Annotated in this window: 26 protein-coding genes; 8 read left to right on the forward strand and 18 right to left on the reverse strand. The window is 36.9% G+C overall.

Features of this window, described 5'->3' with window-relative positions; genetic code table 11:
- Positions 1-115: 115 nt before the first annotated feature.
- Both PECL_RS07595 and PECL_RS07600 read left to right on the forward strand, forming a co-directional pair.
- Entirely contained in the window at positions 116-970 is an 855-nt protein-coding gene (locus PECL_RS07595) for a LysR family transcriptional regulator (protein ID WP_014216000.1), read from the forward strand.
- 65 nt (positions 971-1035) lie between these two features.
- The gene (locus tag PECL_RS07600) at positions 1036-1674 is read left to right on the forward strand and encodes an NAD(P)H-binding protein (RefSeq protein ID WP_014216001.1); all 639 of its coding nucleotides are present in this window, start codon (positions 1036-1038) and stop codon (positions 1672-1674) included.
- A 445-nt stretch (positions 1675-2119) separates the two neighbouring features.
- Here PECL_RS07600 and PECL_RS07605 read toward each other — a convergent pair whose 3' ends face one another.
- Positions 2120-3232, reverse strand: a complete 1113-nt coding sequence (locus tag PECL_RS07605; protein WP_014216002.1) for a glycerate kinase — start codon at positions 3230-3232, stop codon at positions 2120-2122.
- Between the two features lie 188 nt (positions 3233-3420).
- Between PECL_RS07605 and PECL_RS07610 the strand changes: the two genes are divergently transcribed.
- Positions 3421-4476: an LLM class flavin-dependent oxidoreductase gene (locus PECL_RS07610; RefSeq protein WP_014216003.1), complete on the forward strand. Its 1056-nt coding sequence runs from the start codon at positions 3421-3423 to the stop codon at positions 4474-4476.
- Positions 4473-5159 (forward strand): NADPH-dependent F420 reductase, encoded by a 687-nt coding sequence (locus PECL_RS07615; RefSeq protein ID WP_148265554.1) that lies wholly within the window; start codon positions 4473-4475, stop codon positions 5157-5159. Before PECL_RS07610 ends, PECL_RS07615 begins: the two co-directional genes overlap by 4 nt.
- Before the next feature lie 124 nt (positions 5160-5283).
- On the opposite strand, the gene spxB is transcribed toward PECL_RS07615, so the two are convergent.
- From spxB to PECL_RS07630, 3 genes are all read right to left on the reverse strand, one after another.
- The gene (gene spxB, locus PECL_RS07620; protein WP_014216005.1) at positions 5284-7032 is read right to left on the reverse strand and encodes a pyruvate oxidase; all 1749 of its coding nucleotides are present in this window, start codon (positions 7030-7032) and stop codon (positions 5284-5286) included.
- A 471-nt stretch (positions 7033-7503) separates the two neighbouring features.
- A complete protein-coding gene (locus PECL_RS07625; protein WP_014216006.1) occupies positions 7504-8166 on the reverse strand; it encodes an ABC transporter ATP-binding protein in 663 nt (220 codons plus the stop codon).
- A gap of 27 nt (positions 8167-8193) precedes the next feature.
- Positions 8194-9633: an ABC transporter permease gene (locus PECL_RS07630; RefSeq protein ID WP_014216007.1), complete on the reverse strand. Its 1440-nt coding sequence runs from the start codon at positions 9631-9633 to the stop codon at positions 8194-8196.
- Between the two features lie 164 nt (positions 9634-9797).
- On the opposite strand from PECL_RS07630, the gene PECL_RS07635 reads away from it, so the two are divergent.
- Both PECL_RS07635 and PECL_RS07640 read left to right on the forward strand, forming a co-directional pair.
- Positions 9798-10493 carry a response regulator transcription factor gene (locus PECL_RS07635; protein ID WP_014216008.1) on the forward strand — a complete coding sequence of 232 codons (696 nt, stop codon included), beginning with the start codon at positions 9798-9800 and terminating at the stop codon, positions 10491-10493.
- A complete protein-coding gene (locus tag PECL_RS07640; protein ID WP_014216009.1) occupies positions 10483-11793 on the forward strand; it encodes a sensor histidine kinase in 1311 nt (436 codons plus the stop codon). Before PECL_RS07635 ends, PECL_RS07640 begins: the two co-directional genes overlap by 11 nt.
- Before the next feature lie 74 nt (positions 11794-11867).
- Here the strand turns inward: PECL_RS07640 and PECL_RS10165 are convergent, their stop codons facing one another.
- From PECL_RS10165 to PECL_RS07680, 8 genes are all read right to left on the reverse strand, one after another.
- The gene (locus tag PECL_RS10165; protein WP_014216010.1) at positions 11868-12041 is read right to left on the reverse strand and encodes a hypothetical protein; all 174 of its coding nucleotides are present in this window, start codon (positions 12039-12041) and stop codon (positions 11868-11870) included.
- Complete coding sequence (locus tag PECL_RS07645; protein WP_014216011.1) at positions 12042-12620, reverse strand: DUF1700 domain-containing protein; 579 nt, start codon at positions 12618-12620, stop codon at positions 12042-12044. It lies immediately after the preceding gene.
- A gap of 1 nt (position 12621) precedes the next feature.
- Positions 12622-12936, reverse strand: coding sequence for a PadR family transcriptional regulator (locus tag PECL_RS07650; RefSeq protein WP_014216012.1), 315 nt, complete (start codon positions 12934-12936; stop codon positions 12622-12624).
- Between the two features lie 107 nt (positions 12937-13043).
- A complete protein-coding gene (locus PECL_RS07655; RefSeq protein WP_014216013.1) occupies positions 13044-13946 on the reverse strand; it encodes a polysaccharide deacetylase family protein in 903 nt (300 codons plus the stop codon).
- Positions 13927-14247, reverse strand: a complete 321-nt coding sequence (locus tag PECL_RS07660) for a hypothetical protein (RefSeq protein ID WP_041534658.1) — start codon at positions 14245-14247, stop codon at positions 13927-13929. The genes PECL_RS07655 and PECL_RS07660 overlap by 20 nt, the downstream gene beginning before the upstream one ends.
- On the reverse strand, positions 14248-15462 hold the full coding sequence (locus tag PECL_RS07665; RefSeq protein WP_014216014.1) for a glycosyltransferase family 2 protein: 1215 nt from the start codon (positions 15460-15462) through the stop codon (positions 14248-14250).
- 17 nt (positions 15463-15479) lie between these two features.
- A complete protein-coding gene (locus tag PECL_RS07670) occupies positions 15480-16616 on the reverse strand; it encodes a family 20 glycosylhydrolase (RefSeq protein WP_014216015.1) in 1137 nt (378 codons plus the stop codon).
- A gap of 667 nt (positions 16617-17283) precedes the next feature.
- Complete coding sequence (locus PECL_RS07680; RefSeq protein WP_014216017.1) at positions 17284-18237, reverse strand: alpha/beta hydrolase; 954 nt, start codon at positions 18235-18237, stop codon at positions 17284-17286.
- 251 nt (positions 18238-18488) lie between these two features.
- Here PECL_RS07680 and PECL_RS07685 point away from each other — a divergent pair, with 251 nt between their 5' ends.
- Positions 18489-19652 (forward strand): thiolase family protein, encoded by a 1164-nt coding sequence (locus tag PECL_RS07685; protein WP_014216018.1) that lies wholly within the window; start codon positions 18489-18491, stop codon positions 19650-19652.
- A 2-nt stretch (positions 19653-19654) separates the two neighbouring features.
- Here the strand turns inward: PECL_RS07685 and PECL_RS07690 are convergent, their stop codons facing one another.
- The 6 genes from PECL_RS07690 to PECL_RS07710 all read right to left on the reverse strand — a co-directional run bounded on the left by PECL_RS07690 (position 19655) and on the right by PECL_RS07710 (position 22638).
- Positions 19655-20209, reverse strand: coding sequence for an ECF transporter S component (locus PECL_RS07690; protein WP_014216019.1), 555 nt, complete (start codon positions 20207-20209; stop codon positions 19655-19657).
- Between the two features lie 201 nt (positions 20210-20410).
- Positions 20411-21127: a matrixin family metalloprotease gene (locus tag PECL_RS07695; protein ID WP_014216020.1), complete on the reverse strand. Its 717-nt coding sequence runs from the start codon at positions 21125-21127 to the stop codon at positions 20411-20413.
- A 352-nt stretch (positions 21128-21479) separates the two neighbouring features.
- Positions 21480-21647, reverse strand: a complete 168-nt coding sequence (locus PECL_RS10170; protein WP_156681821.1) for a hypothetical protein — start codon at positions 21645-21647, stop codon at positions 21480-21482.
- The gene (locus PECL_RS07700; RefSeq protein WP_014216022.1) at positions 21640-21903 is read right to left on the reverse strand and encodes an LbetaH domain-containing protein; all 264 of its coding nucleotides are present in this window, start codon (positions 21901-21903) and stop codon (positions 21640-21642) included. The genes PECL_RS10170 and PECL_RS07700 overlap by 8 nt, the downstream gene beginning before the upstream one ends.
- Positions 21893-22216 carry a carboxymuconolactone decarboxylase family protein gene (locus tag PECL_RS07705; RefSeq protein ID WP_014216023.1) on the reverse strand — a complete coding sequence of 108 codons (324 nt, stop codon included), beginning with the start codon at positions 22214-22216 and terminating at the stop codon, positions 21893-21895. The genes PECL_RS07700 and PECL_RS07705 overlap by 11 nt, the downstream gene beginning before the upstream one ends.
- Positions 22216-22638, reverse strand: a complete 423-nt coding sequence (locus tag PECL_RS07710) for a cupin domain-containing protein (RefSeq protein ID WP_014216024.1) — start codon at positions 22636-22638, stop codon at positions 22216-22218. Before PECL_RS07710 ends, PECL_RS07705 begins: the two co-directional genes overlap by 1 nt.
- 437 nt (positions 22639-23075) lie before the next feature.
- Here PECL_RS07710 and PECL_RS07715 point away from each other — a divergent pair, with 437 nt between their 5' ends.
- The gene (locus PECL_RS07715; protein ID WP_014216025.1) at positions 23076-23963 is read left to right on the forward strand and encodes a LysR family transcriptional regulator; all 888 of its coding nucleotides are present in this window, start codon (positions 23076-23078) and stop codon (positions 23961-23963) included.

A 23963-nucleotide genomic window follows, 5' to 3' on the forward strand; every position in this document is an offset into this window, starting at 1 on the left:
ATAATATTTGCTCCTTATTTTTTTCGTTAAATTAATTCTATCAAAGCACTTGTATTAATAATAATTATGATTTTTAATTAACCTATTAATGCTACTTATATACAGGAGAAATATAATGTTAGACAATCGTTATTTAACCTTGAGTATCCTTGAGCAAACAAAATCTTACACTAAAACTGCTCAACAACTTTTTATAACCCAACCAGCTGTTTCTCAACAAATCAAAAGTTTAGAAACCGAACTTGACCTTAAATTAGTTGAATACCACCACCCACAACTTAAAATTACTCACGCTGGAAAACAATTAGCAGAATTTGCTGCACAGAGTAATTATCAACAACAAAAGTTACTTTCTCAGCTGCAGGACTCTAAAAGTCGAAAACATATTAAGTTTGGTGCAACCCACTCTATCAGTGTTTTTTACATTCCTGATTTAATCCAGAATTTGCAAAAAAAATTCACTCATATCAACTGCATAGTGGATAATACAAGCTCATTATTGGAAAAAATAGATAATGGAACCTTGGACTTTGCAATTTTGGAAGGCAATTTTGATAAGCAACACTACGATAGCATTGTGTTGCAAAACGAAGATTTTGTTGCTGTTACTCGCTTTGATAACTCAATCATATCCACCAAAAATTTGGAGTTAACCAGTCTATTACATGAACCGCTTCTTTTACGTGAGAATGGCTCAGGAACTCGATCAATTTTTATTAATTGGGCCAAAACATTTAACATTCAAGTTGAAGATTTTTCTAATATAATCGAAATTGGAAGTTCTGCCGGGTTACTCAAAGTTTTGCAGCAAACCGGTATTAGCTTCATGTATCAATCACTAATTACTGAACAACTCCAAAATAACATTTTTAAAATTTTAGACATTGACGGGCTAACAATCAACCGCCCGATTTCGCTAGTTTATGCTAAAGATAGCTTTTTCAAGGACGAATACTCTGCCCTAATATAATTTTTTACTTTTAGTCTCAAGAGGCATAGAATTACACATACCAATAACACAACGGGGGCAGAAGTATGACAAACGTACTAATTATCGGTGCAACTGGAACCATCGCTCAATTCACGCGAGAATTTTTAGAAGACGATCCATCAGTTCAGGTTTTCCCGTATGTTCGCAACATAAATAAACTTGAAAACCAAACTAATGCAATCATTGGCGACGCAACTGACCAAGCTCAGCTCGTATCTGCAATTAAGGAACATCATATTGATCTTGTTTACTCTAATCTTGGCCCATACAACATGGTTCAAATGGCTACTAGCGTCCTTAATGCCATTCAAGAAACAAATGTAAAACGCATAATTTGGATGGCAACTTCTGGAATATATGATGAGCTTCCGGAAAGTCACAAAGAACGTGCCAAAGAAATGCTCGGCGAAACTAATGATCCTAGCAGTTACATGGGTGATCAAAGAGCTGCTGCTGATATGGTTGCTGAAAGTGGTTTGGAATATACCATCATCAGACCTAACTGGCTTCAAAATGGTTCCGAAGTGGAAGAAGTCCGAATCACTCATCAAGATGAAAAACTTTCTGGTGGACCTATCAATCGTATTACAGTTGGAAGTTTCATTGCAGATCTAATTAGACAGCCTAATCAATACATCGACGATTCAATAGCGGTTAGTACTGACAGTGATAAAAATTATTAGAGCGTGAAACAAGGCGGTTAACCACCGAGTATTAGCAGAGGCTAGCATTATGATGGGTTGAGTCATGGTGCTGGACTTGGCTAAACGGAGGAGGTTGCCTGGGTGAACGCGTTTCAAATCCAGAGCGTGAATCAAGGCGGTTAACCACCGAGTATTAGCAGAGGCCAGCATTATGACGGGTTGGGTCATGGTGCTGGACTTGGCTAAACGGAGGAGGTTGCCTGGGTGAACGCGTTTCAAATCCAGAGCGTGAATCAAGGCGGTTAACCACCGAGTATTAGCGGAGGCTAGCATTATGACGGGTTGAGTCATGGTGCTGGACTTGGCTAAACGGAGGAGGTTGCCTGGGTGAACGCATAGCTGAACAAACCATTATGTATTCCAAACCAAAAAGGTGTTCTGACGGTCATTTCGTCAGAACACCTTTTTATTTAGAACCACTGCCCTACTCGTGTAGATTCAACAAAAATCCGACACGTTCTGCCATATTAGTTAAGTTAACAATGCCTTCATTCATCGCTTCTTCTAAAGTTGAAATCTTAGAAATAATCGGAAATACGCTCGTGAATCCACTTGCTCGCAATGCTGTTAAACTGCTTGTTTGTTGCCCCACTAATGCTACACACGGTACATTATTTGAATATGCCAATTTAGCAATACCAACTGGTGCCTTGCCATGGACACTTTTAGCGTCAATCCTTCCTTCTCCAGTAATTACTATATCTGCGCTCTTTATTTTTTCTTCCAAATTGGATAAATTTGCAATCACTTTAAACCCACTAACCAAATCTCCACCAAGCATTCGCAAAGCAAATCCGATTCCGCCGGCAGCACCGTCACCTGAAACATTTCCTCTTTTTTTAGGGTCAAGTACTTCTGCATAAGAAGTAAGTTCACGATCTCTTTGTTTAATTTCTTCTCTCCTCAGTCCCTTTTGTGGACCAAAAATTTCACTTGCACCATTTGCCCCAAGCAATGAATTATCAACATCAGCAGCCGCAATAATTTGGACATGATTTAAGTTAACCTCTTCTAAATCAACATTCCTAATTGTTCCAATTTGACTAACATTGGTCACATTTTCCCCATTCGCATCATAAAATTTACCACCTAAAGCACTTAGTATTCCCATTCCTCCGTCTGTTGTAGCACTACCGCCCAAACCAACTATGATTTTACTAGCACCCATATTAATTGCATTTTTAATTAGTTCACCAGTACCAATTGAACTATACTTCATAGCTGATATTTTTGAATAACTCCTACTCAGTTGAATACCGGATGCAGCGGCACACTCAATAACTGCTACTTTTTCTTCAGCGAACCAAGCATACTTACCCTCAATTTCATGCTTTAAAATATCATGCACCACAACCGAAACTAGTTGACCACCATCCTTATTATGTAAAAACGCTTCAACTGTGCCCTCGCCGCCATCAGCAATTGCCACTTTTTCACACATTATATTTGATGACTCAAAGCCAGCTTCAACCGCATTGTTCGCTTCAATACTACTCATTGATTCCTTAAATGAATCCAGTGCCACTACTGCTTTCATACAATTCCTCCGTTGTTACATCTATAAACTAATCATAGCAATATAAAAACATTTGTAAAATAGCCCAAGAAACCGCTATCAATAGAAGACAAAATCGATTAGAATATCCTTGTAAAAGAGTATTGCTATTCTCAATCAAAAGAATTATACTTACAAAAAGTAAGTAAATAACAGGAGGCTTGAAACACATGGTAGACGTAGATAAATTAGAATTTGGAATTGAAACCTTTGGTGATATTGTTGCTAATGAGGATGGTAGTTTAAAATCCGCAGCTGAATCAATTCGCCAAATTGTTCACGAAGGTGAATTAGCTGATAAATATGGAATAGATGTAATTGGAGTTGGTGAACATCATCGCCCTGATTACAGTGTATCTAGTCCCGAGACTGTTTTAGCAACAATTGCCGGCAAAACAAATAACATTAAATTAGCTACAGCAGTTACAGTACTTAGTTCTGATGATCCAGTTCGAGTTTATGAACGTTTTGCTACACTCGACGGTCTCTCAAACGGACGTGCACAAGTTATGTTAGGACGTGGTTCCTTTACAGAATCATTTCCACTGTTTGGCTATGATTTAACTGATTATGATGATTTATTTAATGAAAAACTTAAATTGTATGATTTACTACGTACTGAAAAACCAGTTACTTGGTCTGGAAAGTTTCGTGCATCACTTGAAAACCAAGAAGTTTATCCCAAAACAGAACATGGCGAATTGGAAACTTACATCGGTATTGGTGGATCTCCTGAATCAATTATTAGAGCAGCTCGCTTCGGTTACAAAGTAATTATTGCGATCATCGGTGGTCAAGCCGATCGCTTTAAACCATATATTAATTTATACCATGAAGCAGCTAAACGCCTTGAAATGCCAGAATTTCCAGTTGCTGTTCACTCTCATGGCTTTATCGCAGACGATGAAGATGAGGCCATTGAAGTAGCATACAAAAATATTAAGGCTAACTTTGATCGGATTGGTCTAACACGAGGTTGGGCACCAATGAGTCGCGAACAGTTCGATGAAGAAACTAAGGTCGGCTCTTTCTATGTCGGCAATCCTGAAAAAGTTGCACAACGAATGGCGCGTACTATCGATTTACTAGGACTTGGTCGCTTTGATTTGGTTTATGGTGCTGGTAATCAGACAGCTGCTCAACGCGAGCGTATGATTGAGCTTTATGCTACTAAAGTTATTCCTCGCGTCAAAGAAATTTTACGTGAAAAGGAGGCTTCAAAATAATGGACATTAAAAGAGTTGGAATTCTAGGCGCTGGAAAAGTTGGAATTGTACTAGCTGACCTAGCTTTGCGCGCTGGATATGAAGTCAGAATTTCCGGTTCTGGTTCCGTGGAAAAAATTGATTTAACAATTAAAACACTAGTACCAGGTGCCATTGCTTCTGAAAATTCAGATGTTGTTGCGAATAGCGATATTATTATCCTCGCTATTCCCCTAAGTCGTTATAAGAATATTGACCCTGAATTGCTGAGTGGCAAGTTAGTAATTGATGCAATGAACTATTGGTGGGAAACAGATGGAATTCGAGAAGAAGTTCTTAATCCAGAATCTACTTCCAGTGAACAGGTTCAGGACTACTTTAAAAACAGTACAATTGTTAAAACATTCAACCACATGGGATATCATAACCTGCAAGAAGAAGCACATCCAGAGGGAGATCCTAAACGTAAAGCACTCTTTGTAACTGGCGACAATAAAGAAGCTGTTGATGAAGTTGCAAAATTTGTCAATACAATGGGATTTGATCAAGTAATCCATTACAATATCGCCGATGGAATTATGACTGAACCTGGAAGCCCACTTTTCGGTGCTAGTTTGAGACTTAACGAATTACGTCGAGTCATTGATAACTTTGATCATACTGAATTTGGACGTAAGATTGCTGCTTCAAAAAAGAACGCCTAATAAAAGATAAAAGCTAAACACAATAAAATAACCCCTTCAGACGATGAAAGTATTCATCATCTAAAGGGGTTATTTGTTTAACGAGATAGTTGTTACACAAAACAAAGTCTGCTAACATCCAAACTTATTTTGATCTCTGTTTTAGTATGGTACTTAATGCTGGCTGGTCGCCCAACTCGTATTGATCACGAAAGGCTTGAATTGTTTTTTCATCAAATTGGTCTGGATCTAATGGCATAAACCCTGTATCAACTGGATCAACGTTACGAATTTTAGCATCAAGGACAATTGGCTTAGTATTACCTGATGCTTCCAGTTCCTTTATCTTCTTGAATGCTGCTTGAAGTGAAGGAAGGTCTGTAGCTGTAAAACCAATGGCACCCATGTCATCCGCAATATGAGCCCAGTTGGCACCAATTAAATCAATTCCATATGGTGCTTGATTTGCAACCAACTTTTCGTGTTGAATAAAACCAAATGATTGATTTTCTAACACCACGTTAATTACTGGCAAATTATATTTTACCTCTGTCAATAGGTCTTGCATTACCATTGCATATCCTCCGTCACCAGAAATACTAAACACCTGACGATCTGGATAACTTAACTTGGCTGCTAGACCCGCTGGTAATCCATAACCCATAGTAGCAAACCAACCAGATAACGTGAATTTTTGATCACGATTTAACGGTAATTGGCGCATTGCCCACTCTGTATTATTCCCGACATCAAGTCCAAATACTGAAGAATCCGTTGAGTTTTCCTTGATAGCCTTAATAACACTCTCAGCACGCAATCCTTTACTGTCATCATTTGCTAGGCCATCTAGCCATTGGTCCCAGTTAGCTTTATCTTCTTGAGCCGCTTTCAACCAATCACTAGCAGTCAACTTAACATTACGTGATAATAAATCATCTAGAAAAATTTTAGCATCTGCCAAGATTGCTAAATCCGCATCATGCTGTTTACCTAAATCTTCAGCATTATTATTAACTTGAATTACTTTCACATTAGATGGCCAAAAACGAGCAAAAGGAAAGTTAGTTCCAACAAATAATACTAAATCTGCTGCCTGCGCTACTTCGAAGGCTGGCTTAGTACCCAGACGCCCCATTGATCCCATAAAACTAGGATTATCTGTGGGCATAATGCCAGTTCCTGGTATGGCCGTTACCACTGGCATCTGAAAATCGGCTGATACTTGAACTACTTCGTCTCGAGCGCCTGCAACACCTTTCCCAATCCATAAAACAGGGTGTTTAGCTTCTTTTATCATCGCAATTGTACGGTCAATTGAATCCGTACTAATTGCTGAAATCATTGCCTTTTCATATACTTTATCAGTTTTAAGCGGTGAATAATCAATTTCTTGACCTGACAAATTATCAGGAATAATTACAACCGCTGGTCCTTTATTGGCATATGCTGCTCGAATTGCTGCATCAACAACGTATGGTATTTGTTGTGCACTTACAACTTGTTTATTAAAAACTGCTACATCAGTAAACATCGGATCTTGATTCATTTCTTGGAAGAAATTAGTATTCATCACTTCAGTACTCGATTGTCCAACAATCGCTAACACCGGAGCGTGATCCATTTTTGCATCATAAAGTCCGTTAAATAAGTGGGTTGCACCAGGTCCTGCTGAACCAAAACTAACCCCAATTTTACCAGTTAATTTAGCATCCGCTGCCGCTGCCAGCGCACCAACCTCTTCATGACGAACCTGAATATACTTCAAGTTTTCCCGTTCTTGATATAATCCATCAACCGTATTATTAATTGAGTCTGCCGTAATTCCGTATAAATGGTCAACGTCCCAGCTTTCCAAAACCTTAGCTAAAGCTTGACCAGCCTTCATCTTTGTCATAAAAATTCGCCTCTACTATTTATAAGATCAATTCTTTTCTCTAATACTTACTTTTTGTAAGCAAATAATAGAATACTCCTCTTATTTCGTTTGTCAAATTATTTATTATTTAGATAACCAAAACAGTCGCTAAAATTAAGATCAACATAAAAATAGGAAATGTACCAAAAATCTTTGGCACACTTCCTTTAATTTTGTTTAAACTTATTTCATTTACTAACTTTGGGGGATAGTTGATGAAATTTGTATTTTACATAATCCGATTCATTAATACTATTTGGGGGATAGTTTTATGAACGTTTGTACTTTACTTTTAATTCGTTTTACTATTCTTAGGGGGGAAGTATAAAACAAATTAATGCACTCAATCATACTCTGTTATGATCCGGAATCTGCATGGTTCCGTCACACTTGGATTAGGTTAGCCACAATTGTTACGGATCATTCCCTCGTATGATGGGTTTTTCAAATTTAACTTTCATAAGTCGAAAATTGATGATCTTTTAACTGAATTTTAATATCACCCTGTTCCGCAACGTTAACATCATGAGTAATAATGATAACGGTTTTCCCACTTTCGTGCGCTAATCCCTGAAACATTTTTACAATACCCATAGAATTTTCGCTATCTAAATTACCAGTAGGCTCATCTGCAATTACAATTGGTGCGTCCACCAGCATTGCTCTTACAATTGCAACCCTTTGTTGTTGTCCACCAGATAACAATTGTACATTTTTCCTAGCGTCAAGTTCGTTTATTCCGACCTTATTCAGCATATCCAAGACATATTGCCGATCACCACGATGTTTTGACTTTGTAATACTCAATGCTGTCAAAATATTGTCTAATGCTGACATATAATTTAGAAGATTAAACTGTTGGAAAACTATTGCTACATCCCGTTTTCGATAATTAGTAAGTCCAATCTTTCTTATATTAATATCCTCAAGGTAAACGCCGCCTTTTTGTGGAACATCAAGTCCCGCTAAAAATGATAACAGTGTTGTCTTTCCTGAACCAGATTCACCTACAATTGTGTACAACTTACCTGAATCAAATTTTAAATTAACGTTCTCATATAATGGTTGACCTCCATCATATGCATGTGTTAATTCTTTAACCTGTAATTTCAATAGAATGTCCTCCTTCTTTCTATGGTCTTATTCTGTCGCAAGAATTTCCTTGGGGCGTAGTCTTAGAATACTGATTGAACCAATGCCAACTGCTAAAGCAATAATTACAAGCCCTAATCCACCAAGTTTAACCATTGAACTAGGCGAAATCTTCACATTCAGCTTCTTCAATGCTTTCACTTTAGTACCCGCTTTCGTACCCATATGATGTTGTCCCATCATTCCACCACCATTATTACCACCTTGGAATCCGCCACGCTGTCCACCAGGAGCACCTTGCATTCCTCCTGTTGAATTAGTAGTTTGTGATTGTTGAGTTAATAGTTGATTTCCCACTTTATTACCAATCACATTACCCAGTGCACCAGCAACAAACAATGAAACAACCATAACTACAAACAACTCGATAAACAGCTGACCAACAATCTTAAGTTTTGTTTCTCCTAATGAGACAAGGGTACCAATTTCGTGTTGGCGACTCCTTACTGCAAGGATCACAATCAACGCTAGGATAATGGTACCTGCTATAGCTACAATCCAGACAATCTTATTTGCAAACGATTCAACGTTCTTCATTGGCTGAAGTAGTTGGGCATACGTTTGACTATCAGAAGTAACCGAAAACTTACTATTATTAATAAGCTTTTTGATTTGTTTTTGAGTGCTACTTTCTTTATTAGAATTATTTAAAGTATAGGTAACGCTACTTGCTTTTCCTGTGGTTCCATTGATTTGACTAGGCAAAGTATAACTAGTGTAAATCGTATTACTTGGATCCATTCCCGGGAAATTTGATGTACTAGTCTTGGCCGTATATATGCCTACCACTTTCAAGCTGATATTTTTAGCCTTACTTGCAGTTGTTTTAACCTTGATTGTGCTACCAACCTTTATGTTATTCTGTTTTGCAAGTTCACTTTCAACCATAACGTTATTTGTGTTAGCATCTGCCGAGGTTAGCTGTCTTCCAGATTTCAAAACTGAATCCTTATCCTCAAAGTTTGCGGATAAATTAGTAGCAGTTACACCAGAAAGCTGTGTATCACCTTGATTACCACGATTACCACCAAACATCATGCCGCCTGATGAACCACTAGTAGTCGATACTGTATCAAACGATTCAGCATTAACTGAGGCATTAGTAGTGATGTTATAACTTGCAACTGTGCTAAGCTTAGCGGCCTTTTTAAGGGTGTTCACATCTAAAGTTGGCTGCTTAAAGCTCTTTATTGAGGATGGAGTTCCACCACTATTACGCATTTGTTCGAACATTTTTTGCCGATCAACTGATACCGTAATGGTTGAACCTGCGTTCTTAGTAACCGACTGTGTCGCCGAAATTGCCGCATTTTTGATAATAATTCCACTTAGTACGAAGGTTAGAACCGTTGACATAATTAAGATCAATAGTGCTGACTGACCTTTTTTTTGCCAAATATATGCAAAAGCTCGCTTGATGTAATTCACAACTTCATCTCCTCTTTGTTGATGCTATTAGAATATACGCCCAACCTTAAACGAACATTAAAACGAAAAAATTATTAAATTTGACTTTTGGAGTATATTAATATTACATTGTGTGAATATTGGTACTTCTAAAAATTGTAGATATTAGGAAAGAAGCATTCGTTATGACCGAGAATCGACTCAAAATTTTAATAGTTGAAGATGACCGTAATTTATCCGATAGTATCAAGGACTTTATTAGTGATGAATTTGTTGTTACTCAGGCTTTTGATGGAATTGATGGGGAATTTGAAGCTACGCAAAACATTCACGATCTGATCATCCTTGATCTTCAACTTCCCGGGCAAAACGGTTTAGACTTACTTAAAAAGGTACGTTCTGAAGGAATCACCACACCCGTTTTAATCCTTACAGCCAAGGATTCATTAGATGATAAAGTCCGTGGCTTTAATGTTGGTGCTGATGATTATTTAGTCAAACCCTTTCATCGTGAAGAATTAATTGTTCGCATAAAATCCCTACTAAAACGCTCAGGAAAATTACTGGTCAGCGATTCACTAACAATCGGAAATATTCAAATTAATACTAATGATCACACAATTCATGATGGTGATCGTTCTGAAACATTGAACGGAAAAGAATATGAATTAATTGCCTACCTGCTACAAAATAAGGGCACAATTATTACTAAAAACCAGATCTTTGATCGACTGTGGGGGTATGACTCTGACACCAATTCATCTGTTGTCGAAGTCTATATGAGTATGCTTCGTAAAAAGCTCAAATTGTTTGGTGTATCCGAATATATCAAAACTATTCGTAACGTTGGGTATCTTGTGGAGAATACAGATGGAAAATAATATTAATCGTAGTCAACAAAATCGCTTTTTTATCAGTTCTTTAGTCAGCTTCGCTCTACTTTTTGCAATATTAGGTTTGGTTGTCCTCACATTATTTAAAACCGTCATCTACAATAATGTTGATCACGATCTTACGTTAAATAAAACTATGCTTACCCAAGCTTCTGAGGCTCCTTCAATCAATCAGCCTGATCAGAGCCAATTCTCTACAATGATGCCTCGTCGCTTCATTGGTGCTAATAATGCTCCATTCAGGACTAATCTATTAGTGTTCAATGCCAATGGAAAGTTACTTAACAAGGCTAGTCTAGGAGATCGTTTTGACCTTCTCTCAAATATAAAACTAAATAAAAAGCACCTGAATCAGATTCAAAACTATTACGCCAATCAAGGAAGTTCATTTCGAGCGTTACTTATAAAAGTACCCAAAAGCAGTCCTAACTTTATATACGCCGGAAAATATGTTTTGATTTTAGAAAACACAGATTCTGAAAGAATTGCGGTTCAAAGCTTCCAAACCGTGCTCATCATTGCCATGTTAATTTTTTGGGTAATTTCGATCTTACTTAGTTATTTTCTTTCTAAACGTAATATGCGTCCTATTTTAAAATCTTGGAATCAACAAAAAGAGTTCGTATATGATGCTGCACACGAACTCCGAACTCCACTAACAATTATTCAAAATAAAATGGAATATATGCTCACTAAGCCTAACAGTAAAATCATCGATGAAAGTGAGTCCATTGCAACTTCACTGTCAGAAATCACCCGTCTGGAACAACTTACAAATAATCTATTAGTTTTAGCGCGCTCGGACTCTAACACAAACGTTTTAAAGCCTGAAACAATTAATCCTCAGACTTTTTTCCGAACTATCTTGGAACCATTTAGAGCAATCGCACTCAGTCAAAATAAAGAATTTAATTTCCAAAATGATTTAAAATCAGAACTTTATTTTGATCCAAATCAAATTAAAGAACTCATAATTATCCTAATTGATAATAGTCTTAAATACACTGATACAGGGGATTCAATCAATATAAGAATTAAAAAGCACAAAAATAACTGGCTATTTAGCATTATCGATACCGGAACTGGTATTAAAGATAAAAATCAAGTTTTTGATCGATTCTTTCGGGAAGAAAAATCACGAAATCGTAAAACTGGTGGAAGTGGTTTAGGGCTTTCAATTGCAAGTGTTATCGTTAAAAATCATCACGGACGGATTTGGATTGAAGATAACCAGCCTAAGGGAAGCATTGTTAATATTGAAATACCACTTAGGAGTGTTAAACCTTAGTTCATAAAAAGCAGGAAATAAATTGGTGAGTAAACTATGCCATTTAATTTCCTGCTTTTTTAAATTTTAAATAACTACTTACTACCATCGAATTCGTAGGAAATTTCATTTTTAGTTTTGTGCACATTAAAGTAAATTTTCCCATTCTTTTCAACAATCGATTTCATACCACCATTGGCGTACCCAACACCACCTAGTATTGATCCTAATACAACCAAAATTAAACCAGCTATCAACGTTTTTTTCATTTATTCCATCTCCACTTTCCTATGTCCAAAAGCCCTTCGGTAAATTCTGACAGCCAATTTTTTCAAAGAATTCAGTCCTAAAGTGGCCGCTGGAACAATAAATAACATGACGCCTAATGAAGCCAGTCCAATTCCAATGTAAAACAATCCAACTGCCCATTCCATAAATAAAACTCTAAAACCAATGTAAATACTTACCAGCCCAATCATCAATGGAATCGCAACAACTGTCAGCAGCATTAGTACAATTACCAGTACTATGCTTCCCAACAAAATTGCTAAGGGAATGGTTACCGGCGAAGATAGTAACGCTAATATTACTAACCAAACAACCATTGCTGGATTCGTATTTTTAGACTTTTTCAAAAATCTGCTTTCATTGCCAGTACTCTCAACCGCTCGATCCGCCTGAACTTTATTTGCAGTTCTACGCGCTGACCCCAGTTTTTGCACTGCGTCATCATAATTTCTAACACCCGCATCCATTAAATATTCTTGATAATATTCAATTGCATCATCACGATCTGACTCTGGTAAAGCTTTTAAATACCCTTTTAGTTCTTCTAAATACCTATCCATGTCACTTCTTTCCCCCTAGTAATAAGTTATTTACATTTTCACTAAATTGAATCCACTCTTGTCTAGTTTCATCTAACTTAGTTCTCCCCTCATTGGTGATTCGGTAATACCTGCGATTCCTACCATTAGTGGGCTCATCATACGTGGTTACCAAGCCTTGTTTTTTTACACGTCTCAAAACTGGATACAAAGTTGACTCTGATACATCCGCATATTTAAGCACATGTTGTGTGATTGCATAACCATATGAATCACCTTCTGCCAATATAGATAGTACAAAACCATCTAAAACAACCGTTGGAATTTGAATAGACATTTTATGCCTCCTATAATACTATATATTGTATAATATTATACCTAAAAAATCAAAAAACAAATACACAAAAAAAGACCGCAGCCAAGTGCAGTCCCATTTATAGTATCCTAGTCCAATTTTTCTGGATGAGTTAGCCATTTCTTTATACTTGGCCAACTATTGCTATTTACGATAATTCGTGGTGTATTCTTCAAATCAGAATGACGGCGTACAATACCAGTATTTAACGTGTAAATCACCTTTAGTGGTTGCTCTTGTAAAAAAGATTGAACCTGTGTATCACCACTACCGTAGGGGTAAGTAAAAATATTAGTTTTTGAACCAATCTCTTTTTTAAGAACTTTTTGGCTCAACGCATAGTCACCTTTAAATCTACTAAAGTTACTTGGAACGTTAAATACTGGGGTACCATTGGAAGTTAAATAATGCATATTATTTGTGTGTACCCCAAAATCAATCAGATCGCCGGCTTTTTTCTTCATCTGTATTATTTGAGACCAAGTAGCTAATTTTGTACCTGCACGATATTCACCGGTATTTCCAGTAATAATAGATACAGTAAAAGGATAATGGAATTTAAGCATAACTGGTAAAGCATTATCAACAGTTGTCCTATCAATATCATCAAAGGTCAAAACCACATAACGATGATGTAAAGGTCTATGCGAGCTGATAAGTTGAATCATTTTTTTAGTTGAGATCACTTCAATATGATGTTGGTGGAGATAAGTCATCTGATTTTTAAAATCATTAGAATTTACATTAAAATCATGAAACTGACTATTTGAAGACAAGTCCTCACTAAGACGCACTGTGCGCGTATCTTTAAGAACCCGATGATAACAAAACACCATAATACCACTTGGTACTCGCTGATATCGGGAGGGAACCTCATAACTTACTTTGTTTCCAAGTTCAAATTTAATACTACTTCGCACACTGATTGCTAAAAAAATGCCAATCACAACTAAAACAATTGCTAAAATCCATTTACGCGTTATCTTTTTCACGTTGTTTAGCCCTCCGCTGTAAATTTTTAATATGCAAAGTACCAATTATAGAAATTAGAATCGTCACTATAACTAATAACAATCCAAGAACTTTGTATAGATGGAGCGATAGATTAAGAACAAGGTATTCTGAGACTAAATTATCAGAATAAATATTTAGTAAAAAGCAAATATTGATATAAACAATATAAAAAGTTCCAACCCATAAAGCTATCAAGATAATGAAACGACGAATTGAAGAAAGAACACTTGAATGCTTCCGAATAATTAAATTATTATTTACTGTTTTAGATGTTTTCATTTATAAGCCTCGATCTGGACTGTTCCAAGTCCCTTTATGATTTGTATCCAAAAAGAACGATGCTAGTGCAGCTAAGCAACTCGCTAAATTAATAAACCAGTAAAAAATAATATACACCGGTAACAATAAAAGGTCTTGCCAAGAGATGAAATCTGATTTTTTAGAATCTATAAACCCAATTATAAATTGTACTAAACTGATCAAAAGTAATACAAATAGGATCACGCCATCCAATATAAGCTTTTGCGTAAATCCGATCGTGATGACGTAAAATAAAAGTACAAACGTACAAGAAAGTGCCCACATATCACTAAGAATCATATCAACTAACAATCCTTGTGCACTCAGTGATCCGTGGACAAACATCCCCTTATTCCGCCATAAAACTTCAAAACCGCCTCGTGCCCAACGTTGTCGTTGGTGAATAAGTGCGCCTATATGTTCGGGAACTAAAATCCACGCAACAGCTTGTGGGGCGTAGCGAACCGACCAATTATGCCGATACAAACGCCAAGTCATATCAATATCTTCTGTTAAAGAGTTCTTATTCCACCATCCGACATCTGCTAGAGCCTCCTTACGATATGCAACGACAACTCCAGATACAGTTGTAATATGTCCAGTAATAAAGGCTTGCCCGCGCTTAATAATATCAATGACCCCTATGTATTCAAGTAATTCTAGACGGCCCAATAAGCTTGTTCGATTGCGCACAATCGGTTTCCCAGCAACAGCACCAACCTTCTCATCGTCGTAAAAATTCGCTAAGATTGGTTTAAGAGCCTCCTTATCCACATAACAGTCAGCATCTAGGCACAACAAAAATTCACCTTGTGCATGTTGTGCCCCGACATTCAGTGCGTTGGCTTTTCCCTGGTTAGGGGTTACAGTAACCACTTTAATTGGACAGCGGGAATTATATTTTTCTGCAAGATTATTCATAACAGAAAGAGTATCATCATCACTGCCATCATTGATTAAAATCAGTTCAATGTTTTGGTAACTCAGTTCAGTGGCGGATTCGACAGTTCCAAGAAGAGTGGCGCTTTCATTATGGGCCGGGATCAATACTGATACTAGGTCATCTGGTTTACCATGATGAGAATTAACTAGTGGAACCACATGCTGCTGAATTGAGAAAAAAATGGAACTCACGATCCAAATAATTGATACAATCATTGGATACAAAATAACGTAAGAGCTAATTATATTCATAAGTACTCCCCCAAAGTTTAATTAATTGGTTGCTTTGCTAGTTTCAAAAAACTTTTAATAAATGTTTTAGAGCTATTATAAATTTCCTGATCGGTTATTTTTTTATCTTGATCCGACCATATAGAAACACTGCTACCAACGATATTATGAAGCGAATCTAAGTTAGAATCATTATCGTTATCCCAAATAGTAGGATCCCAATTTTGTTTCATATCAGAATTCATATATTTCACATTCTTAGCTGTTATATTTTGCGGACTAACATTGAAATATAAATAATAATCATTGTAATTCAATACCTTAAATCCATCATGAATAAGTCGTGGCATAGACGCCCAAGTCTTACGTCGCTTAGCTCCAGCGGAACCTGTCTCATCAGCCGTCCAATTCCAGTAAGTAACCTGAATATCATGATTGATACCTTTAAGATTGGACTTCAGGAAGCCATCATTCCAAGCTTCCGGAATAAAGCCAAGGCCCTTAACGTGGGCGGCTAAAGCATTTAAGTATTTAACATAAGCCGGATTCTTTTTTGTTGAATTCGTAAATTCGTCCCCACCTAGATGAAACCTAGCATTTTTCTGACCACCAAAAGATTGTGCTACTTCGGTATCAATTGAGCTTACAAACTTTATACTGTCTGAGGATAGTCGAAATTCGTCACCATAATAAGAGGAACGACAGATTAGTTTTTTAACCATACTTTGTTTTCCAGCTGCTTTCATAGTAGCCACTAATCCGTCAATATGGGCAGGTGTATCAATTTCTGGAATTAAGGTAACATGTTGTTGTTTCGCATAAGATACTAAATCTGCAATTTGAGCTTTACTATAAAATTCTTGATGAGTGGTATTATTTTGCCATGCCCCATTTGTTTCGGTTGCATTCGCAAGTGTCTGCCCAACAGTACTATTTTCAATGGCAAACGATTGCATGTCACTCAAGTGAAGTTGCACAAATTGGCCATTATCAATACTTACCTGATGAATAAAACCTTTAAGCGTTTTAACCTGATAATAATGCCGAGCAACGTCAATGGTTAGCCCATTAAAGGAGCCATTTTTGGAGGTAGCGTGTGTTATTGCAACATTTGTTATCGCACCGATTATCAACGTTATTGCTATGATGAGTAATCCATATATTCTTTTTTTCACTTGTCTACCTCTTCGATTGAATTTGCGTTTCTAATCATACACCCTTGGGTACAAGCTGAATATCCCTTTCTAGGGTCAAAGGTAGAAACTTTAGATTTTTAATAAAAAATTAAAGTTATACCCAAAAAGGTCTCTATGAAAATGACTTTAATTTTTCTGTACATGGCCTGTTTTCCAAAATAGCCACACGGTTCAAGGTTTACATATATTGTTACTTTCCTAGCATAATCAATATCATTCAACTGATTTAATGCGTCGGCATCTATATTGTTCCCCTCTCTTTTAACCAATTCAGTTGCTAAATCCATAAATTGCTGATCCGTAGTTTAAATCCCACCACAAAAAGCCCGCAACTTTTCGAGATGCGGGCAGTAATATTGATAGCGAAATAAAACGCTGGGTTACCTGAATCAGAATAACATCAACGAAAAATAACCATTCGTGTCAATGCAAATCTGATCAATTTAATCACTCTATTCTTGAGTTTTACCTTTTTCCATCCAAACTTTACTATCGTTCTAGACTCCCACTAGATCAACCGCTTAACGAAGACCTCGGGCTTCAATTTCTAACAACTGTTACCACTGGTCGTGCATTACACCTTGACCCAAAGAATCTATTCAGCTTTCAGTTCTTAAGGCAGCCTAATCCTTGCTTTTTACAAAAATCAATGATTATTACCCTTCATTATCCACGCAGTCGAAACATCCATTGCTGCACGGGTTGCCCTCGTTTGATCCAGCGAGTTTACCATTACAAAATCATGGATCATACCCTGAAATCTCATTTGAGTAGTATCAACATTGGCTTCCCTTAACTTATTCGCATATGCTTCACCTTCATCGCGTAAAACATCCGCTTCACCATTTAAAATCATAGCTGGTGGCAAACCTGTTAATTGATCAATTGACGCACGTAATGGTGACGCCGTAATTTCGGTACGCTCCTTGGGATCAGTTGTATATTGATCCCAAAACCACTCCATTCCCTCCTTAGTAAGGAAATAGTTTTCTGCAAACTGTTGGTATGATTCCGTATCAAAATTAGCATCAGTAACTGGATAGTAAAGAAGTTGTTGTTTAATTGGAATCCCATTTCTTTGTTTTGTTAGGATCGTCATAACGGTTGCCATATTCCCACCAACTGAATCACCTGCGACTGTTAAACGTTCTAAATCCAAGTGTTGCTCTTCAGAAACTTTTTTTAATTGCTGCAAAACCGAAAAATTTTGTTCAACTGCGGTTGGATATTTAGCTTCTGGAGAACGACTATACTCTGGAAAAACAACGATTGAGTTTGTTCTGACTGCCAATTCACGAATCAGCTTATCATGTGTTTTAGAACTACCAAATACCCATCCCGCACCATGAATATAAAAAATAACCGGAAGTTTAGCATAATTTCCAGCCGGTCTTACAAATCTAACCGAAATATCACCCCATTTTCCAGCTGAAAATATGGTATCTTCGATATCAACGTTATACTTATTTACTGGTGAGCTCTGAACTGTTTCTAATAGTTTTCTACCCTCAGTTGGTTCTAACTCATAAATTCGAGGGTGCGGTTTATTTGCATTACTAAAATCCTGTGCTTCGGTCTCCAATACTACTTCGTTTGACATTGCCAATTCCTCCTTATGTTGAACAAATAACCAATTCTACCGATAATTAAGCCCTTACATTGCTTAATTATCGGTAGAATATCGTGTCTACAACCTCAAGTCAAAGAATTGGCTTATAACATCAATTCGAATTGTTCTATATATAACCTATTTTTTAAAATTATTGAAAATAATTACTATTAGACTTCCTCTTCTAACAACCACGCGGTATCTTAAACTTAAGATAAAACTAGAAGGGATATTTATACTAAATGAAAAATGTTTACATTGTTAGTGCTGGTCGTACCCCGATTGGAAAGATGGGGGGAGTTTTAGCAGACCTTTCTGCCGTTAACCTAGGAACTCTGATGATTGCAGAGCTATTAAAGCGAGCGCACGTATCTGCTGACGACGTTGACGAAGTATTGCTGGGAAATGTCCTTCAGGCTGGTAACGGACAAAACCCAGCAAGGCAAGCCGCCTTAAACGCAGGGTTACCTAACAGTGTTGTTGCTCTTACCCTAAATGCCGTTTGTGGATCAGGACTAGAAAGTATCAATCAAGCTGCCAAATTGATCGCAATGGGTGACATTAAAGTTGCAATTGCTGGTGGAATGGAGAGCATGTCAAATGCACCTTATTTGTTACGCAAAGCACGTTTTGGATATCGTCTGGGAAATGACGAATTGGTTGATTCAATGATGAACGATGCGTTAACAGATGCTTTTAATAACTATCCCATGGGAATTACAGCCGAAAATGTTGCCACATTAAAAAAAGTATCTAAGCATGAGATGGATATTTTCGCAATTAATAGTCAAAACAAAGCAGTTCTGGCTCAAACTAATGGAAGCTTTTCCGAAGAAATTATTCCCGTTAAAATTTCCAATAAAACAATTAATTTAGACGAGGCTCCGCGTCCACATTTGGATATTAATAAACTTGATAATATGAAACCAGCTTTCAAACCTGATGGAGTCGTAACTGCTGCTAACTCCGCTGGAATCAATGACGGGGCTGCAGGCGTCTTACTAATGGATGAAGATACAATGCATCACCTAGGTCTTACTCCAATTGCTAAATGGAATTATGGTACCATGGCAGGAATTGATCCAACTATAATGGGACTTGGCCCAATTAACTCCACCCAAAAACTAATGGAACACGAGAGCATAAGCATTAATGATATTGACCTTTTTGAGGTAAATGAGGCTTTTGCTGCCCAAGCTATCCCCGTAATTAGCACCCTCAAGATTCCAACCAACAAAGTCAATATTCATGGTGGATCCATTGCCTTAGGCCATCCCGTTGGGGCATCTGGCGCTCGCATACTGGTTTCTCTAATTTACGCAATGAAACAAAAAAACGCCAAAACTGGCGTTGCTACACTCTGTATTGGTGGTGGAATGGGGTGTTCTACCTTAATATCTAGATGACCTTATCTAATCGACCGATACACTATATCTTTAACCGCAAAATACAATATTGGAACAATAATTACTGTTGATATTGAATTAATAACAGTGGCAGGTAGGCTTAAAAAAGATGCTACAACCGCTGCTTTAAACGTTGTACCGTACATTAATGCTGTAATAAGTGAGCTAAAATATGAAGTGAAAACTTTGGTAATCCCTGCCACAACACTGATGATTATAACATTGCCAGTCCGGTCATTATCATGAAAAAAATGAACCATTCCGCTGACAACCAATGCCATGATAATGACTTCTAACACCGTTAACCACGAGGTGGCAGCGTACCCATTGAGCAAGTCAAAACCACCAAGTCCAATCGCTCCAGCAATTGCTCCTAGGCGCCCTCCCAAAATCAAAATAGCTAAAACCGTCAAACTATTTCCAAAATGGACAAACGGTCGTCCAACCAAAGCTGGAATTGGAATCCTAAGAACTGAGATTCCAATAAAAATAATAGCGGCAAAAAGTGCTGTGTAAGTAATCGCACGTATTCCTTTAATCCGATATTTAACTTGCATAATAAAGCTCCTTTTCCTGAGTTAAAAACCTCTGCTGTTATTTTAACAATTTATTAACCATAATTAACAACAAAACGAACACCCCTTCACTTCGGGATGCTCGTTTTTTATTGCATTATTTTACCATTAACGTACTTTCTTTTGTTATTATCTTACGTTGTTACAGCAAATACAACATAATTCCAGTTGTACCAGCCCTACTTATTTACTATAAATATATCTCAACGCCTCTAAATCACCTTTGGACAACATTACAACTCCTTGGTCAATAGGATACATAACTGAAGCTTCATTTTTACTATGATCTAATCCTAATGCATGACCTAATTCATGGAGAGCCACCGATTTAGAGATTGATTTTGAATAAGCTACATTTAAACTAGCAGATGCATTATTAGTATCTGTCGTTCCTGATATTCCAGTTCTCTCAGTAATTTTGGGGCCGCCTTTACCCAATTCCAACGTATTCGGGCCACTCGAGCTATTATAAGTTTCATAAACTCCAAAAGTAATTGAATTCTGTTGTGGATCTGCACTTCCTGGCATTAATTTTACTATTCCCGTGGCATTATATTCCTGAATTGCGGCACCAAATACGCTTTTAACCTGCTTTGAAGCTTGATCACTAAAATGATAATAGTACGTATTCTTAAGAGTCCCAGGTGTAACAATTGATTCGAGTGGGGTTGCTCCCTCCGGTTCAGTTGATTTGTCTGCTTTACTACTTGTATTTTTCTTTGTCTCAGTTTGAATTAACTGTTCTGCATTTGTTTGAATATTCCCAATTACATCTTTTATACCATTCTGAATATTATCCCTTTGTATTGCAGGTAATGGGCTGTTATTGTTAGTTATCATAAAAAAAGTTCCACCAATTATGAAAAGCCAGCCAAGTGGTCGTAAAAATCGAAATTGCATTAGTATCCTCCAATCTCTGTTAGTTGCTTAATTCTACTCGTAACTCGCTACTAGGTACAATTTCAAAACTCAAATTTAAGAACGTGTTAATAAATTTTAAACATTTAAAAGCCTAATTTGGTTTGTCTATCCTATTTTTAGGGATAGTTTTAATTAACCATTAAAGGCCAAATTCCCACCATAACCGGAATTTGACCTTTTCAATAACTAAGCATTCATATAGATTATTTATCATCAATTTGAAAGTCCATTCGCTGTTTTCTTCGTCTAAGTCCATCACAACCTGGTGGATCTTCTGAATACTATTAATTACCAACGGAAAGCCGATGTATGGTAGCAAATAAATCACGGACTAGACTAACTCAGATTCGGAGTTACCAGCTTTTAAGCTTCCTTTGGAATGTGCCATAAAGTCTCCGGCATGTTTTGGTAATTCTTTCAATAAATTTGCAATTTTGTTTCCATATAGCTGCTTTTGAACATTGGCCCCAAAACTATCCCCATCGTTCATCCTATTCATATCTGAAACCACAAAAAGTATGCCTTCCAAAATCGATTTGAAATGGAGGATTAATACGCAAATCTTTGACAAAATTTTTCCAGTTTTTTTTGAAAATGATTGTTCTCTTATCGATTTTACTTTCACTATTGAATTCCATTAAAAGTTTGGCGTTCTCTTCAACAATCTGATGTACTTTATAAAAGTCTTTATCATCGGCTCTGACAAGGTTACCTTCCAATAATCTTTTGAAAATATCAATCTGATCAGAATTCATCGCTATAGATCTCTTTTGCTACGTTAAAAGCACTCCACGCTTTAGGCCAACCAGTATAAAATGCTAAATGGGTAATTAACTCGACCATTTCTTCTTTAGTAACCCCGTTTGCTTTAGCAATTTTCATATGTGCCTCTAATTGGGGAACTCCTTGCGTCAATAAGCTTGAAACTGTAATTAAACTTCTATCGTGGGATGATAATTGTTTTTCTCTTGACCAGACCTCACCAAATAAAACATCATCATTTAATTCAGCGAATTGTGGAGCAAAACTACCCAGATTATCCCGTCCTGCTGTTTGTTTTTTTACCATTATTTTGCGTTCTCCTCTGCTTTTCGATATTCACTATCACTAACTTTTTCTAGCCACTCTGGCGTTCCTGCTGTTATTGCTATGTGCGAAAACCAACTATCATTAGTTGCCCCATGCCAGTGTTTTACTCCATCATGTGTCACAACAACATCTCCAGCCTTCAAACGTTGTGCCGGCTTTCCCTCTTCTTGATAAAGGCCTTCTCCACCCGTAACAAGCAAAATTTGATATCCATTATGATGGATGTGCCAATTATTACGACACCCTGGTTCAAACGTTACATTTCCAACGCTTACACTAACATCGGGATCTTCCACCAATCCCTGTAAATAGCTTTGACCAACAAAGTATTTTGCAAACGCATTATTTTTGGGACCCTTCGAAAATATAATTCCCTGTTCGACTTCTTTATTTTTTGCCATTTCCACTATCTCCTTAAAAAATATATTAGTGCGATATTATTTTAACCATGGCTTGCATTAGGTCTTCTTCAAGAATGGAACTCAAATAAACGCTATTTTGGTGCTTTATTCATATTCATCGCTAATCTTTTGAGACAGATTTGAGTCATGAACGGTAGCAAATTATATTTCAAAATTCCGTTCATCAATATAAATACGACCCGCCTTTTGAGCAGCTGCCTATTGGTACCATCTGGAATTAATACCATCCCACGTTCTAACGTATACTTACCGTCGACTACTACTAAATCTTTCTAGTTGTACTTTATCCAGTTATTTTTTCATAGCCTTGGCCCTCAAACTCTCAATACTTATAATATATGGCTTGACGATATCCATGTCTAATGCTTATATTGAATTGATAACTATAACCAAATTGTATATTGAGGTGCTCAATCATGGAGTTACGTGTCCTTAAATATTTTCAGACAGTCGTTGTGGAAAAAAACATAACTAGGGCTGCTTTACAGTTACATGTATCTCAGCCCACTATCTCACGACAACTTCAGTCATTAGAATCAGAACTTGAAACTTCTTTATTTGAAAGGGGTCATAAAAATATTCAGCTGACCTCCGCCGGTGAATATTTTTACAATCAAGTCAATCAAATTTTGTCTTTAGCTGATAAAACCATTGAAAATCTACAGCAAGATACGGTAATATCTGGGATTATTAATATTGGAAGTGCAGAAGCGAGATCTTTTCTCCTCGTCGCGCAAACTATTCGCAATGTACAAAGAAAATATCCCAATATCAACTTTGAAATAACCAGCACAAACGCTGACGTGGCACACCACAATCTTACATCTGGTATTTTTGATTTTGGCATTGTTTTAGACATCAATATAGGCGATGATTTTGATTTTATTAGTTTGCCAGGAGCAAGTCGCTGGGGGATTCTTGCCCCTATCAATTCTAAAATTGCCCAGCAAGATACTGTTTCTTTACAAGACTTACTGTCTTTAAAACTAATAATTTCCAGTCAAACTAAGATTAAAGTGGCAATTAACGAATGGTTTGAAACTAACATAGCTGACGATTTAAATATTGTGGCAACTTATAATCTTTTGTATAACGCATCTTTATTAGTAGCAGCCGGAGTTGGTTACGCCCTTTGCATTGATGGTATTGTCAATACAAATCAATCCCAATTACGCTTTATTCCCTTATCACCAAACATTACAAGTACTTCAAGTCTCATATGGGTTAAAAATCGAGATTTATCACCTACTGCTAAGGTATTCCTCGATCAACTAACCCATGATTTAAGCATGAATAATAGTTAA

The organism is Pediococcus claussenii ATCC BAA-344 (assembly GCF_000237995.1).
Taxonomy (GTDB): domain Bacteria; phylum Bacillota; class Bacilli; order Lactobacillales; family Lactobacillaceae; genus Pediococcus; species Pediococcus claussenii.